The following is a 14,647-nucleotide window of genomic DNA, read 5'->3' on the forward strand; positions in this document are numbered from 1 at the left end:
AAGTGCTGCGACTCAGGTCGCGCTGAAGCTCTTCGGCGCGCCGGCGACCGCCTGCCCGCCACCCGAACCGACGCGCATCACCGCAAGCCCGCGCTCATTGGTGCCGTCGCTGCGGAACCGGAACAGCCCGTCGATGCCGGCGAAGCCGGATGCATTGGTCAGGACATCGGGCGCGAAACGCTGGTTGCCCTGGGTGCGCGCCAGCGCGGCCACGAGCGCCACCGCATCATAAGCGAGGGTCGCCGTACGCACGGGATCGCCGCCGAATCGCGTCCGGTAGCGGCCGGCGAAGGCGCGGAAACCGGAGGGATCCGGCGCGGCATAGAGGCCGCCCTGCAGGCTGGCGCTGGCATAGACGCGCGGATTGTCCCACAGCCCTGTGCCGAGCAACTGAATGTTGCGCAGATTGGCGCCGGCAGCGGTCAGCGCATCGGCCGTCGCCGCGACCGATTCGCCGTCATCGGCCAGCAGCAGTGCATCGGCGCCGCCGAGCGCCTGCGCCACCGTGCGCGCAGGCCCGGTGCGGTCGCCGGAATATTTCTCGAATGCCACGATGCGTCCGCCGCGGCGGCTGACCGCGGTCTTGAACGCCCCCTCGACGACGGTGCCGTAGGCATTGTCGGGCAGCAGCGCCGCGAACGAGCGTTTGCCGACGCTGGCGGAATATTCGACGATGCGGCTGGCATCGGACTCCGGCAGGAAGCTGAGCAGATAGACGCCGCGCCCCGCCACACTCGAATCGGTCGAGAAGGCGATGACCGAGATGTTGCGCGCGCGCGCCACCTGGGCCGTCGCCGGCACCGAGCCCGCGAACAGGGGGCCGAGGATGATCTCGGCACCTTCGTCGCAGGCCTGTTGCGCGCCCTGCTGCGCCCCTTGCGGGCTGCCGGCGTCGTCCTTGATCAGGAGCTGGATGTTGGGGTTCTGAAACTCGGCCAGCGCCATCTCGGCGGCGTTCTTCATCGATTGCGCGGCGACGCCGGCATTGCCCGATGCCGACAGCGGCAGAATCAGCCCAACCTTGACCTGGCCGTTGCCGGCGACCGCCGGCTGCTGCGGAGGTCCCGCCGGCGCGGTCGGCTGCTCGAACGGATTGAAGCCCTGCTGGACGTTGGAGCACGCCGACAGCAGCGGCGCGCCGACGATCAGGCCCAGCGCCGTTCGCCGGGCGACCCCATGGGGTCCCGGACCGAGAGAGTTGGGATGACGCGGGCCCACCATGGCATCTCTTCGTTCGGCCGAGTCCGGCCAGAAGTTCCCCAAACGCACGTCCCGCAGGTCGTGCAGATTCACTCATATTGTCGACGAATAGTTAAGCAAAACAAAAGGCTGTCAGCGCCACACAGCCGATCAATTCGACGTTTTGCACGGCCTATCCCCTGCTCGTACACACCCTCATCGAGGTGCAGCTTCGAACTTGAAGCTGCGATGAACGGCACCCCCCCCCATGCCGATCGGCACTTCAAAATCGCTGCGCGGCTGTTCCCCTGTGGCAATCCCGCGGCAGGCCCTTTAAATTACCTCGATGGGCGCGAAGGCAATCCCCAAGACGTCGCCGGACGACGGCAAATCTTCCACCACGTCGACCTATCTGGTGGCGGGGCAGATCGTTGCAGCGCCCAAGGCGCGGCCTGGATTGCATCTGGTGGCGACCCCGATCGGCAATCTCGGCGACATCACGCTGCGCGCGCTGGAAACCCTGGCCGGCGCCGACCTCATCTTGTGCGAGGACACGCGAATCACGCGACGCCTGACCGAGCGCTACGGCCTCAGCGCGGAACTCGCAGCCTATCATGAGCACAATGCCGAAGCCGTCAGACCCAGGATCCTGCAGCGCCTCGCCGAAGGCGCGGCCATCGCGCTGGTGTCGGACGCCGGCACGCCGCTGATCTCCGATCCCGGCTACAAGCTGGTGCGCGAGGCGTGTGAGGCCGGGCATGCCGTCACCGCGCTGCCGGGACCTTCCGCCGTGCTCGCGGCGCTGAGCGTGGCCGCGCTGCCGACCGACCGCTTCTTCTTCGAGGGGTTCCTGCCGGCCAGGCAGCAGGCGCGGCGTACGCGGCTGTCCGAGCTCGCGCGCATCGACGCGACGCTGGTGCTGTTCGAAGCCGGCAGCCGGGTGCAGGAGACGCTGGCCGACCTCGCCGATGCCATGGCGGGACGCCAGGCCGCGATCTGCCGCGAGCTCACCAAGCTGCACGAGGAGGTGCTGCGCGGCGCCATCGGCGATCTCGCTGCGGAGGCCGGCGATCTCGAAACGCGCGGCGAATTCGTGCTGGTGATCGGTCCGCCGCCGCGCGGCGCCGGGGTGCTGACGCCGGATGCGCTCGACGCCGTGTTGAAGGATCTGCTGCAGCGATCGAGCGTCAAGGATGCCGTGATGCATGCCGTCGAGCTGTCCGGCCGGCCGCGCCGCGAAGTCTATGCGCGCGCGCTCGAGCTGGTGAAGGACGCGCGGTCAGGGTCGGCCGATGGCGAAGACTGAGCGCGTCTCCCCTGACAAGCCGGCGAAGCCGGCGGCACCCGAACGCGTCGCCGCCTTCCGCACCGGATTATCGGCGGAAGCCCGCGCCGCAGCGCTGCTGATCGCCAAGGGCTATCGCATCCTCGCCAAACGCTTCCGCACGCCCCAAGGCGAGATCGACATCATCGCGCGCAGGCGCGGCCTGGTTGCCTTCGTCGAGGTCAAGGCGCGTGCCTCGCTCGACGATGCCGCCTATGCGGTGACGCCGCGCCAGCAGCAGCGCATCATCGATGCCGCGCAGGCCTGGTTGATGGCGCATCCCGACCATGCCGAATTGGAGCTGCGCTTCGACGCGATTCTGGTTGCGCCGCGCAGCCTGCCGCGCCATCTGGTAGCGGCGTTCGACGCCAGCACCTGACATGAACTGATTGCAGAGAGCAGGGACCTGCCCATGAAACTGAACGTCGCCGTCCAGATGGACCCCATCGCGCGCATCAACATCCGCGGCGACTCGACCTTCGCGATGATGCTCGAAGCGCAGCGGCGCGGCCATGGCCTGTGTTACTATACGCCCGACAAGCTGTCGCTGCGCGGCGGCGAGCTCTATGCGCCGGTGCAGGCGCTGACGGTGCGCGACCAGGTCGGCGACCATTTCACGCTCGGCGAACCGAAACCGACCGCGCTGACATCCTTTGATGTCGTGCTGCTGCGGCAGGATCCGCCGTTCGATCTCGCCTACATCACCTCGACGCATTTCCTCGAGCGCATCCATCCGAAGACGCTGGTGGTCAATGATCCCGCAAGCGTCCGCAACGCGCCGGAAAAGCTGTTCGTGATGAACTTCCCGCAACTGATGCCGCCGACCTTGATCTCGCGCGATCTCGACGAGATCAACGCCTTCCGCGATCAGCACGGCGCTGTCGTGATGAAGCCGCTGCATGGCCATGGTGGCGCGGCGGTGTTTCGGGTGATGCCGCAGGATATGAATTTCGGCTCGCTGTTCGACATGTTCTCGGTCACGTTCAAGGAGCCCTGGGTGATCCAGCGCTTCCTCCCCGAGGTGAAGCACGGCGACAAGCGCATCATCCTGGTCGACGGCGAGTTCGCCGGCGCCGTCAACCGCGTGCCGGCAGCAGACGATCTGCGCTCCAACATGGTGCGCGGCGGCGCCGCGCAGGCCACCGATCTCAGCGCACGCGAGCGCGAGATCTGCGACACGCTCGGTCCGGAATTGCGCGCGCGCGGCCTGCTGCTGGTCGGTATCGATGTGATCGACGGCAACCTCACCGAGATCAACGTGACGTCGCCGACCGGCATCCGCGCGATCTCCCGGCTCGGCGGACCCGACATCGCCGCCCGCGTATGGGACGTCATCGAGAGCAAACGGCGCTGATCAGTCGCCGTCCCACATGGCTGGGGATAACGCCAACCAACGCGGTCAGTCCGATGCGTCGGAGGCGAGGCGGAATCGCTGACATCGCCGCAATTCATGATATGACGCGGGTCTCATGCGTCTCGTCCTGACCACCTGGAACATCAACTCGGTGCGCCTGCGCATCGACCTCGTCGCCAAGCTCATCAAGCAGGTCAGGCCCGATGTGCTGTGCCTGCAGGAGACCAAGTGCATCGACGACGCCTTTCCGCTGAAGCGCTTCAAGCGGCTCGGCTATGAGCACGTCGCGCTGAACGGGCAGAAGGGCTATCACGGCGTCGCCGTGATCTCGAAATGGCCGTTCGAGGAGACCAACGTCCGCACCTTCTGCGACAAGGTGGATTCGCGCCACATCACGGTGGCGTTCGGCGAAAAGGCGCAGCTCGCACAGCCGCTGGTGCTGCACAATTTCTATGTGCCCGCAGGCGGCGACATTCCCGACCCCGCGCTCAATCCGAAATTCGAGCACAAGCTGCAATTCCTCGACGAAATGAAGGCGTGCGAGCCGCTGCATCCACGCGGCGACGACCGGCATATCCTGGTCGGCGATCTCAACGTCGCGCCGCATGAGCACGATGTCTGGTCGCACAAGCAGCTCCTGAAGGTGGTGTCGCACACGCCGATCGAATGTGAGAAGCTGTTGGCGGCGCAGACCCATGGCGAATGGGTCGACGTCGCCCGCGAGCGCATCCCGATGTCGGAGAAGGTCTACACCTGGTGGAGCTACCGCGCGGCCGATTGGACCGTCGGCGACCGCGGTCGAAGGCTCGACCACATCTGGGTGTCACGCGCATTGAAGGACCGGGTCAGCGACTTCAGGATTCTGCGCGACGCCCGCAGCTGGGAGCGGCCGTCGGATCACGTGCCAGTCACGGTGACGCTGGACGTGTCGTAGCAGACCCGCGCGGTCACGAAGATCACGACGTCAGCTTGGCTCCGGCCGCCATGATGTCGTTGGCGATTCGGCTGGCGCGGTGGGCGAACTCGTCGCGCAGCCGGCGCGCCGCCTTGGCGTCGCTTTCCAGCACACGCTGAAACAGGCTGCGCGAGATCCGCACCACGGTCGAATATTCCAGGGCCGTCGCGGTCGCCGGGCGCCGCATCTCGACCAGCAGCGCCAGCTCGCCGATCAGCATGGTCGGCGTGGCGACGATCTCGGCACCGACCTCGTCGCTGATGCGCAATGACCCGCGCTGGACGACATAGCCGCAATCGGCGGTGTCACCCTCGCGGAACAGGGTCTCGCCACTCTGGATGTTACGCTGCTCGGAGCCAATGGCGATCATGCGCAGCGAGTCGCTTCCCAGCAGGCGCAATGTTGGGACGCGCTCCAATAGCGCAATATCGTCTTCGATCGACATCAAGGGCCCGGGGAAGGCTGAATGGAACCAATATCATAAATGGCGAAAACGCCATCCCCGAACCTATCACGGTACCAACTTGTAGCCACCGGCCTCCGTCACCAGAATCTCCGGATTCGCGGCATCTTTCTCGATCTTCTGCCGCAGACGGTAAATGTGCGTTTCCAGCGTGTGGGTGGTGACGCCGGAATTGTAGCCCCAGACCTCCTGCAGCAGGGTCTCGCGCGACACCGGCTGCTGGCCGGCGCGGTACAGGAAGCGCAGGATCGCCGTTTCCTTCTCCGTCAGGCGGACCTTGCGGGCGTTGGCGCCGGTCAGCATCTTCGAGCCCGGCCGGAAGCTGTAGGGGCCGACCGAGAACACCGCGTCCTCGCTGGCCTCGTGCTGGCGAAGCTGGGCCCGGATGCGGGCCAGCAGCACGGCGAAGCGGAAGGGCTTGGCGACATAGTCGTTGGCGCCGGATTCGAGCCCGAGAATCGTGTCGGAATCGGTATCGTGCCCGGTCAGCATGATGATCGGCGCCTTGAAGCCGCCCTTGCGCAGGGACCGCACCACTTCGCGGCCATCGGTGTCGGGCAGGCCGACGTCCATCAGAACCAGGTCGGGTGAATTGGCCTTTGCGGCGGTGGCGCCTTTGGCGCCGGTATCGACCGCCTGGGCTTCGAACTCGTCATGCAGCGAGAGCTGCTCCATCAGGGCATCGCGCAGATCGGTGTCGTCATCCACGATCAGGATCTTGCGGGCATTGGCCATTGTACAATCCTCTAGGTGGCGCCGGCGGGATCGGATGGGTGGCGCCGTCAACGGTGGGCAAACAGGCTCATCAGCCCTGTTCCGTCTTGAAGTAGGGGGCTGTTACCGATTCACAAGCGCCCGAGACTCTACTCCAGAATTGAGCAGGGATTGAGATGATTGTCCTGTTCGACCCTCGCGGCGGACCATTTGCCGACATTAAGGCAATTACCGGGCAATCCATGGCAATGAAAAGGCACGTTGTTTCATGTCGTTAGCGAAGGTGAAGCCTGGCATACCAGCATCGCGGATCTCGATTCGCACCAAAGCCGGGTCGCGGCAGCGCGGCTGGCTCCATGTCTGGGGCCATGTCATCCCGGTGGCGCTCGGCCGCGGCGGCGTCCTGGCCAACAAGCGCGAGGGCGATGGTGGCACCCCCCGGGGGACCTTCCGGCCCCGGCGGCTGTGGTGGCGGGCCGATCGTCATTCGCGTCCGCGCACCTTTCTGCCGGTCCGGCCGATTGGCCCGGAGGATGCGTGGTGCGAGGACCCGGCCGACCGGCACTACAACCAGGCGATCCGGCTGCACGGCGACCATCCCGGAGACCGGCTGGCGCGCCAGGACCATCTGTACGATTTCATCATCGAGATCGACCACAACACGCGGCCGCGGATCGCCAGCCGCGGCAGCGCCGTGTTCCTGCATCTGGCGCGGCCGAATTTCGGCCCGACCGCAGGCTGCGTGGCCATGACCCGGCCGGCGATGCTGCGTCTGTTGCAAAGAATCGGTCCGCGCACCAGAATCGTCATCGAATGAGAAGCGAGTTGGGGGAGGACGTCATGCGCGCACCGGATCAGCCAGCCAGCGCCGCGGGCATCCTGCGCCAGCATTGGAGCGAAGGCAGCAAGCTGGCAGAGCTGCCGCCGGAGCTGCGTCCGAGAGACCGCGCCGAAGGCTATGCCATCCAGGCCGAGCTCGAGCGCCACTCGCCCAAGCCATTATTTGGCTGGAAGATTGCGGCGACCAGCGAGGCCGGCCAGCGCCATATCAATGTCGCCGGTCCGATGGCCGGGCGGATCCTGGCCGAAACGGTGCTGCCGGTCGGCGGCACCGCGTCGATGGCCGGCAACGCGATGCGGGTCGCCGAGCCGGAATTCGCGTTCCGCCTCGGACGCGATCTGCCGCCCAGACCGACACCTTATGATGTCGCGGAGGTGCTGGCCGCGGTCGACACGCTGCACCCCGCGATCGAAATTCCCGATTCGCGGTTCGCCGACTTCGTCAGCGCCGGCGAGGCGCAACTGATCGCCGACAATGCCTGCGCGCATCTGTTCGTGCTGGGCGAGGCCAGCACCGCCGACTGGCGCAGCCGCGACCTGATCGCGGAGCGGCCGCGCATCGCGCTGCGTGGCGAGACCTTCATCGGCCACGGCCGCAACGTGCTCGGTGATCCGCTGATAGCGCTGGCCTGGCTGGTCAACGAGCTCAGCGCGCTCGGCGTGCCCGCGCGGGCAGGGCAGGTGGTCACGACCGGCACCTGTCATCCGCCGCTGCCGATCGGCAGCGGGGACCACATGGAGGCCGATTTCGGCGATCTGGGGCAGGTATCGGTGCGGTTCGAGTAGGGACCGGCCGCGACCGCGCCCCTCCTTCAGCGATGCCCGAAGATCGCCGAGCCGACCCGGACATGCGTGGCGCCGAACTGGATGGCGGTGGCGAAATCGGCGCTCATGCCCATCGACAGATGCGCGAGGCCGTTGCGGGCGGCGATCTTGGCAGTCAGCGCGAAATGCGGCCCCGGTGCTTCGTCGACCGGCGGAATGCACATCAGCCCTGAAATCGCGAGCCCGTAATCCGTGCGGCAGGCGGCGATGAAGGCGTCGGCGTCGCCGGGCGCGATGCCCGCCTTCTGCGGCTCCTCGCCGGTATTGATCTGGACGAACAGCTGCGGATGCCGGCCCTGGGCGGAAATCTCCTTGGCAAGCGCCACGCACAGGCTTGGCCGGTCCACCGAATGGATGGCGTCGAACAGCGCGACCGCCTCCTTGGCCTTGTTGGATTGCAGCGGCCCGATCAGGTGCAGTGCGAGCCCCGGATGCGCGGCCATCAGCGGCGGCCACTTGGCTTTGGCTTCCTGAACGCGATTTTCACCGAACGTGCGCTGTCCGGCCGCGATCACCGGCTCGATCGCGTCGGCATCGAAGGTCTTCGACACAGCGATCAGCGTGACCGAGCCGCGATCGCGTTTGGCGTCGCGGCAGGCGCGCAGAATCTCCTGCTCGACGGCGGCGAGCGCGGACGGCGAGGACGAGGTTGAGGCGTTCGATTCATCAGGCACGATGGCGTCCGTCGGTAGATTTACGGGTTTGGCTGCAATTTTACAGAGTTCGAGAAAGGGTTCTTGAGCCCTTCTCCTTACCCTTCACGGCCGGGGGTAGGGGGAAGAAATGCCAAGCATCCGGTTCAATCGCAATAGAGTGAAGCTGAACCGGCTGATGGGGATCCGCGCCCGGCTGGCGCTGCTCGCCCTGATCCTGGTCGCGCCGCTGATGCTGGAACGCGCGCGCTCGCTGGAAAGCGCCAGGACAAGGCAGATCGCACTCGCATCGGAGGAATTCTCCGGCCTCGCCCGGCAAAGCGCCGACATGCAGCGCGAGGTCATCATGTCGGTGGAGACGGTGCTGAAGTCGACGGCCTATGTCCGGGCGTCGAGCACCGGCGTGAGCCGCAGCTGCGACATGATGCGCGCCAGCCTGCCGGCGACCCTGCCGTGGATCCGCACCCTGATGATCGCCGGCCGCGACGGCCGCATCCAGTGCTCGACCAACAACCAATATGTCGGGCTCGATTTCAGCGACCGGCCGTATTTCCGTGGCGCCCAGGAATCACGTGATTTCGTGTTCAGCGACTACCTGCTGTCGAAGCCGTCGCACGTGCCGATCGTCATGGCCGCCTATCCGGTCGGCGCGATCACCGGCGAGCCGGACGCGGTGATGCTGGCGAGCGTGAACCTGGAATGGATGTCCAAGATCATGAACAATCTTGGCGGCCGCCCCGGCATCACGGCGGTGCTGGTCGACAGCGAAGGAACCGTGCTGGCGGCGCCCGCCGACCGCAACGAGCTGATCGGCCGGCCGCTCGACAGCGTGCCGTTGTTGTCGGCCGTTGCCGAGACCGCCCTGAGTTCGGGGAAGCCGAGCGAGACGATGAGTTTCACGGCGGCGGATGGCTCCAAGCGCGCGATCACCTTCACTCGGATCGCCGACACCGGATCGCGGCTGATCGTCAGCATCGATGAGACCCGCGTCACCGCCGCCATCGACCGCGAGATCCGCAACGCCTATCTGCAGGCTGGCCTCGTCTGCCTGATCGTGCTGCTCGGCGCGCTGATCGCCGCCGAGAAGCTGATCGTGAAGCCCGTCAGCATGCTCGCGGCGACCGCCAAGCGCTTCGGCCACGGCCACTGGTCGGCGCGCGTCACCACCAAGCATCTTCCGTCGGAGTTCGTTCCGCTGGCAAAGTCCTTCAATGCGATGGCCGCCAAGCTCGGCCAGCGCGAGCGCGAGCTGGTCGCCGCCAATGACCGGCTGACGGTGATGGCGTCGATCGACATGCTCTCGGGCCTCGCCAACCGCCGCGGCTTCCAGAACCGCATCGACGTCGAATGGAGCCGCGCGCAGCAGGCCGGCACCGAGCTGTCGCTGCTGATGATCGACGTCGACCACTTCAAGCTCTACAACGACACCTATGGGCACCCTGAGGGTGACGCCTGCCTGTCACGTCTCGGCGAGACGCTGTCGCAGATCGCCGGCGCCATGACGGCTTTCGCCGGCCGCTATGGCGGTGAGGAGTTCTGCCTGTTGTTGCCGGGCATGGGTGCCAGAGAGGCGCTCGCGGTCGGCGAGCAGGTGCGCGCCACGGTGCTCGAGCTCGAGCTACCGCACGCGACGTCGGCGCATCGGTGCGTCACCGTGAGCGTCGGTGTCGCCTCGACCCGGCCGAACGAGTCGCTGATGCCCTCCGACCTGATCGAAGCCGCCGATGCCGCGCTCTATGCGGCCAAGCATCGCGGCCGCAACACGGTCATCGCACATGGCTTCGCGGATGTCGCGGATGACAGGAGCGGCGTGGCACGCGCAGGATAGGGCTGCGGCGGCGGCCTGCGATCAGCCGACCGCGAGCTTCTGGTCGAGCTCGAGCTCGCTGACCACGCGGTTGCGGCCGAGCTTCTTGGCGAGATACAGCGAGCGGTCGCAACGGTCGATCAGATCAGCCATCGATTCGCCGAACTGGAACTGGCCGACGCCGATTGACACCGTGATCTGCGGCAGCACCTCGCCGGTCGACCGCCGCGTGAACTGACAATCGGCGATGGTGCGCCGGATGCGCTCAGCGATGACGGTGCAACCTTCGAGGTCGGTCTGCGGCAGCACCGCGATCAGCTCCTCGCCGCCGTAGCGCGCCGGAAGATCCTTGTCGCGGACGCGCTCGCGCAATGCCTTGGCGACGAGGCGCAGCACCTGATCGCCGACGCCATGGCCGTAATTGTCATTGAACTTCTTGAAGTGGTCGACGTCGATCAGGAGAATGCTGAGCGGTTCGTCGCGCTCCATCGCCTCGACCTGCGCATGGCGGAAGAACTCTTCGAGCGCGCGCCGGTTCGGCAATCCTGTCAGCGTGTCGGTGCGGGCGCGCTGCTCCGACTTGTTGAGCGAGTCTCGGATGGTGTCGAGCTCGCGTGACTTCTCGGCAAAGCTCGCTTCGAGTTTCGCCGCACGCGCTGTCGCCTGGGCGAGCTCACTGACCAGGTTCTCGATCAGGATCTTCGGATCGACGCCCTGCTCGCTGCGTTCGGCGACGCCATCGATCGCCGCCATGTGCGTGCGGTTGTCGGCGATCGCGGCCGTCAGATACTGCTTGGCGGAGTCCATCACGCCATGCAACTGCTGCGAGACTTTGTGGACGACAGCCGCTTCCGTACCCTGCTGGCCGATGTACGTGTCGAACAGCGCCTGGTTGGTGGTCTTGTCGAACTTGCGCTTGTTGCTGACCAGGATGTCGACGGCGCGCTTGAGATCCGACGCCGAGCCCAGTGAGTACTTGAACCACAGATGGAAGTTGTTAGGCGTCGGTGGCACGCGCTGTTGAGCCATGGATTTCATGGCCTTTTCCGCGACCGTCGTCGCGTACTCGAAGTCAAGCTCGTCGAACGTAGCGCCGGACACGATGTGGAGTGATCCCAGATGCGGGCTGATGCCTGGATGTATGCACTCAGTCTCCCATTCAAGTCTTAACCGTGCCTCAATCGAACCTTCGACACTGCCGGCAGAGGCTGCAAAAAAACTCACGATTACCGTCGCTTAGCGGATGCCCAAAATGGTATCATCATCTGTCGCCCCATTGACCGGGCTGCCGCTTTTGTGGCCTAGTCCGCCGTCTTCAAACGACGCGAATCCTCGAAAATTACAAGCGATTCCATGACATCCGAACGCTACAACGCCCGTGAAGCCGAGCCGCGCTGGCAGCGCCAGTGGGACGAAAAGGCGATCTTCGCCACCAGGAACGACGATCCGCGTCCGAAATACTACGTGCTCGAGATGTTTCCCTATCCGTCGGGACGCATCCATATCGGCCATGTCCGTAATTATACGCTGGGCGACGTGCTGGCGCGCTTCATGCGCGCCAAGGGCTTCAACGTGCTGCACCCGATGGGTTGGGACGCGTTCGGCCTGCCGGCGGAGAACGCAGCGATCGAGCGCAAGGTGGCGCCGAAGGCGTGGACCTACGACAATATCGCGGCGATGAAGAAGCAGCTGCGCTCGATCGGCCTGTCGCTCGACTGGGCGCGCGAGTTCGCGACCTGCGATCCATCCTACTACAAGCACCAGCAGAAGATGTTCCTCGACTTCATGCAAGCGGGGCTGGTCGAGCGCGAGAAGCGCAAGGTGAACTGGGATCCGGTCGACATGACCGTGCTCGCCAATGAGCAGGTCATCGACGGTCGCGGCTGGCGCTCCGGTGCGGTGGTCGAACAGCGTGAGATGAACCAATGGGTGTTCAAGATCACGAAGTACTCGCAGGAGCTGCTGGACGCGCTCGATAGTCTCGACCGCTGGCCCGACAAGGTGCGGCTGATGCAGCGCAACTGGATCGGCCGCTCCGAAGGCCTGCTGATCCGCTTCGCGCTGGATCCCAAGACGACGCCGGCGGGCGAGACCGAATTGAAGATCTTCACGACGCGGCCGGACACGCTGTTCGGCGCCAAGTTCATGGCGATCTCGGCGGACCATCCGCTGGCGCAAGCCGCGGCCGCCAAGAACCCGGAGCTCGCCGCGTTCATCGCCGAGATCAAGCGGATCGGCACCGCGCAGGAGGCGATCGACACCGCGGAGAAGCAGGGCTTCGACACCGGCATCCGCGCCGTGCATCCGTTCGACCCGAGCTGGACCTTGCCGGTCTATGTCGCGAACTTCGTGCTGATGGAATACGGCACCGGCGCCATCTTCGGCTGCCCGGCGCATGACCAGCGCGACCTCGACTTCGTCAACAAATACGGTCTCGGCAACACGCCGGTCGTGTGCCCGGAGGGCCAGGACCCGGCGAGCTTCGTCATCACCGACACCGCCTTCGACGGTGACGGCCGCCTGATCAATTCACGCTTCCTCGACGGCATGACGATCGCGCAGGCCAAGGACGAGGTCGCCAGGCGGCTCGAGAGCGAGCAGCGCGGCGGCGCAGCTGTCGGTGAGCGCCAGGTCAATTTCCGCCTGCGCGATTGGGGCATCTCGCGCCAGCGCTATTGGGGCTGCCCGATCCCGGTGATCCACTGCCCGACCTGCGATGTCGTGCCGGTGCCGGCCAAGGACCTGCCCGTGGTGCTGCCGGACGACGTCACCTTCGACAAGCCGGGCAATGCGCTCGACCACCATCCGACCTGGAAGCACGTCACCTGCCCCGCATGCGGGGGCAAGGCGCAGCGTGAGACCGACACCATGGACACCTTCGTGGATTCGTCCTGGTACTTCGCGCGCTTCACCGATCCATGGAACGAGGCCGCGCCGACGACGCCGGCCGTGGCCAACCGGATGATGCCGGTCGACCAGTATATCGGCGGCGTCGAGCACGCGATCCTGCATCTGCTCTACAGCCGGTTCTTCACCCGCGCGATGAAGGCTACCGGCCACGTCGCGATGGACGAGCCGTTCGCCGGCATGTTCACACAGGGCATGGTGGTCCACGAGACCTATCAGAAGGCCGACGGCACCTACGTCAACCCGGCGGAGGTCAAGATCGAGATCGGCGGCAACGGCCGCCGCGCCGTGCTGGCCGCCACCGGCGAGGACATCACGATCGGCCCGATCGAGAAGATGTCGAAGTCGAAGAAGAACACCGTCGACCCCGACGACATCATCGAGAGCTACGGCGCCGACGTCGCGCGCTGGTTCATGCTGTCGGACTCGCCGCCGGACCGCGACGTGATCTGGAGCGACGAGCGGGTGCAGGGCGCGGCGCGCTTCGTCCAGCGGCTGTGGCGGCTGGTCAACGAATCGGTCGCGGCAGCGGCCGAGGCCCCCTCCTCCCGCCCGGCCGCGTTCGGCCCCGACGCGCTGGCGCTGCGCAAGGCTGCCCACGGCGCCCTGGACAAGGTGACCGGCGGCATCGAGCGGCTGCACTTCAACGTCTGCCTGGCGCATATCCGCGAGTTCGCCAATGCGCTGGCCGACGTCCTGGCGCGGCCGGCCAAGCCGGCGGCCGACCTGGCCTGGGCGATTCGTGAGGCCGCCGGGATCCTGGTGCAGCTGTTCTCGCCGATGATGCCGCATCTGGCCGAAGAATGCTGGCAGGTGCTGGGCCAGACCGGGCTGATCTCGGAGGCCTCCTGGCCGCAAATCGAACGAGATTTGCTGGTTGAGGACAGCATGACCCTGGTCGTCCAGGTCAACGGCAAGAAGCGCGGAGAAGTCACAGTCGCCAGCAACGCGCAGAATCCGGAAATTGAGGCTGCCGTTTTGGCCCTCGATGCAGTAAAACTGGCGCTGGATGGCAAACCCGTCCGCAAGGTGATCATTGTTCCCAAGAGGATCGTGAATGTCGTCGGCTAGGTTTCGGATCGCTGCTCGGCTTGTTGCCGTGGCCGCTTTGGCCGCGCTGACGGCAGGCTGCTTCCAGCCGATGTATGCAGAGCATACCGACGGCACGCCCGGCCTGCGCGAAAAGCTGATGGGCATCGAGCTGCCGCCGGTCGACAAGCCGAACGCCTCGCCCGAGGCGCGCATCGGCGTCGGCATCCGCAACGCGCTCGCCTTCAAGCTGTACGGCACCGCAACCGGCACGGCGCCGACCCACAAGCTGGTGCTGCGATTGCAGACCAGCCGGTCCTCGCTGATCGTCTCACAGACCACCGGCCTGCCGACCACCGAGAATGTCGGCCTCGACGTGCAGTACAATCTGGTCGAGTTGGCGACCAACAAATCGGTCATGACCGGAACGACCTTCGCGCGCACCTCCTATGACATCCCCGGCTCGTACCAGCGCTTCGCCCGGCAGCGGGCCTTCCGTGACGCCGAGGATCGCGCCTCCGAGGAGGTCGCCGAGAAGATCAAAACGCGGCTCGCGGCCTATTTCACCGCGGGCACCTGACGCACGGCTGACATCGC

General features: G+C 66.0%; 14 protein-coding genes. 9 read left to right on the forward strand and 5 right to left on the reverse strand.

Features of this window, described 5'->3' with window-relative positions; translation table 11 throughout:
- Window positions 1–12 precede the first annotated feature (12 nt).
- Window positions 13–1,221 carry a penicillin-binding protein activator gene (locus ACQR03_RS14445; protein WP_316193791.1) on the reverse strand — a complete coding sequence of 403 codons (1,209 nt, stop codon included), beginning with the start codon at window positions 1,219–1,221 and terminating at the stop codon, window positions 13–15.
- A 304-nt stretch (window positions 1,222–1,525) separates the two neighbouring features.
- Between ACQR03_RS14445 and rsmI the strand changes: the two genes are divergently transcribed.
- The 4 genes from rsmI (at window position 1,526) to ACQR03_RS14465 (ending at window position 4,791) form a co-directional block, all read left to right on the forward strand.
- Complete coding sequence (gene rsmI / locus ACQR03_RS14450; RefSeq protein WP_316201875.1) at window positions 1,526–2,485, forward strand: 16S rRNA (cytidine(1402)-2'-O)-methyltransferase; 960 nt, start codon at window positions 1,526–1,528, stop codon at window positions 2,483–2,485.
- Complete coding sequence (locus ACQR03_RS14455) at window positions 2,472–2,882, forward strand: YraN family protein (RefSeq protein ID WP_316201876.1); 411 nt, start codon at window positions 2,472–2,474, stop codon at window positions 2,880–2,882. Before rsmI ends, ACQR03_RS14455 begins: the two co-directional genes overlap by 14 nt.
- 33 nt (window positions 2,883–2,915) lie before the next feature.
- Window positions 2,916–3,857 carry a glutathione synthase gene (gene gshB, locus ACQR03_RS14460; RefSeq protein ID WP_316201877.1) on the forward strand — a complete coding sequence of 314 codons (942 nt, stop codon included), beginning with the start codon at window positions 2,916–2,918 and terminating at the stop codon, window positions 3,855–3,857.
- Window positions 3,858–3,972: 115 nt separating this feature from the next.
- Complete coding sequence (locus ACQR03_RS14465; protein ID WP_315716815.1) at window positions 3,973–4,791, forward strand: exodeoxyribonuclease III; 819 nt, start codon at window positions 3,973–3,975, stop codon at window positions 4,789–4,791.
- 22 nt (window positions 4,792–4,813) lie between these two features.
- Here the strand turns inward: ACQR03_RS14465 and ACQR03_RS14470 are convergent, their stop codons facing one another.
- Complete coding sequence (locus ACQR03_RS14470; protein WP_315716814.1) at window positions 4,814–5,257, reverse strand: cyclic nucleotide-binding domain-containing protein; 444 nt, start codon at window positions 5,255–5,257, stop codon at window positions 4,814–4,816.
- A gap of 66 nt (window positions 5,258–5,323) precedes the next feature.
- On the reverse strand, window positions 5,324–6,010 hold the full coding sequence (locus ACQR03_RS14475) for a response regulator transcription factor (RefSeq protein ID WP_315716813.1): 687 nt from the start codon (window positions 6,008–6,010) through the stop codon (window positions 5,324–5,326).
- A gap of 247 nt (window positions 6,011–6,257) precedes the next feature.
- Between ACQR03_RS14475 and ACQR03_RS14480 the strand changes: the two genes are divergently transcribed.
- Together ACQR03_RS14480 and ACQR03_RS14485 are read left to right on the forward strand one after the other, a co-directional pair.
- Entirely contained in the window at window positions 6,258–6,806 is a 549-nt protein-coding gene (locus ACQR03_RS14480) for a L,D-transpeptidase family protein (RefSeq protein WP_316173477.1), read from the forward strand.
- 23 nt (window positions 6,807–6,829) lie between these two features.
- Window positions 6,830–7,615, forward strand: a complete 786-nt coding sequence (locus ACQR03_RS14485; RefSeq protein ID WP_315750505.1) for a 2-keto-4-pentenoate hydratase — start codon at window positions 6,830–6,832, stop codon at window positions 7,613–7,615.
- Window positions 7,616–7,641: 26 nt separating this feature from the next.
- On the opposite strand, the gene ACQR03_RS14490 is transcribed toward ACQR03_RS14485, so the two are convergent.
- Entirely contained in the window at window positions 7,642–8,328 is a 687-nt protein-coding gene (locus tag ACQR03_RS14490) for a YggS family pyridoxal phosphate-dependent enzyme (protein ID WP_315750506.1), read from the reverse strand.
- 109 nt (window positions 8,329–8,437) lie between these two features.
- Between ACQR03_RS14490 and ACQR03_RS14495 the strand changes: the two genes are divergently transcribed.
- The gene (locus ACQR03_RS14495; protein WP_315750507.1) at window positions 8,438–10,135 is read left to right on the forward strand and encodes a sensor domain-containing diguanylate cyclase; all 1,698 of its coding nucleotides are present in this window, start codon (window positions 8,438–8,440) and stop codon (window positions 10,133–10,135) included.
- A 21-nt stretch (window positions 10,136–10,156) separates the two neighbouring features.
- On the opposite strand, the gene ACQR03_RS14500 is transcribed toward ACQR03_RS14495, so the two are convergent.
- Complete coding sequence (locus tag ACQR03_RS14500; protein ID WP_315750831.1) at window positions 10,157–11,143, reverse strand: GGDEF domain-containing protein; 987 nt, start codon at window positions 11,141–11,143, stop codon at window positions 10,157–10,159.
- A gap of 324 nt (window positions 11,144–11,467) precedes the next feature.
- Here ACQR03_RS14500 and leuS point away from each other — a divergent pair, with 324 nt between their 5' ends.
- Together leuS and lptE are read left to right on the forward strand one after the other, a co-directional pair.
- Window positions 11,468–14,092 carry a leucine--tRNA ligase gene (gene leuS, locus ACQR03_RS14505; RefSeq protein ID WP_315750508.1) on the forward strand — a complete coding sequence of 875 codons (2,625 nt, stop codon included), beginning with the start codon at window positions 11,468–11,470 and terminating at the stop codon, window positions 14,090–14,092.
- Entirely contained in the window at window positions 14,079–14,630 is a 552-nt protein-coding gene (gene lptE, locus ACQR03_RS14510) for an LPS assembly lipoprotein LptE (RefSeq protein ID WP_315716807.1), read from the forward strand. The genes leuS and lptE overlap by 14 nt, the downstream gene beginning before the upstream one ends.
- The last annotated feature ends 17 nt before the right edge of the window (window positions 14,631–14,647 follow it).

Source organism: Bradyrhizobium sp. HKCCYLS3070 (assembly GCF_051167575.1).
Taxonomy (GTDB): Bacteria; Pseudomonadota; Alphaproteobacteria; order Rhizobiales; family Xanthobacteraceae; genus Bradyrhizobium.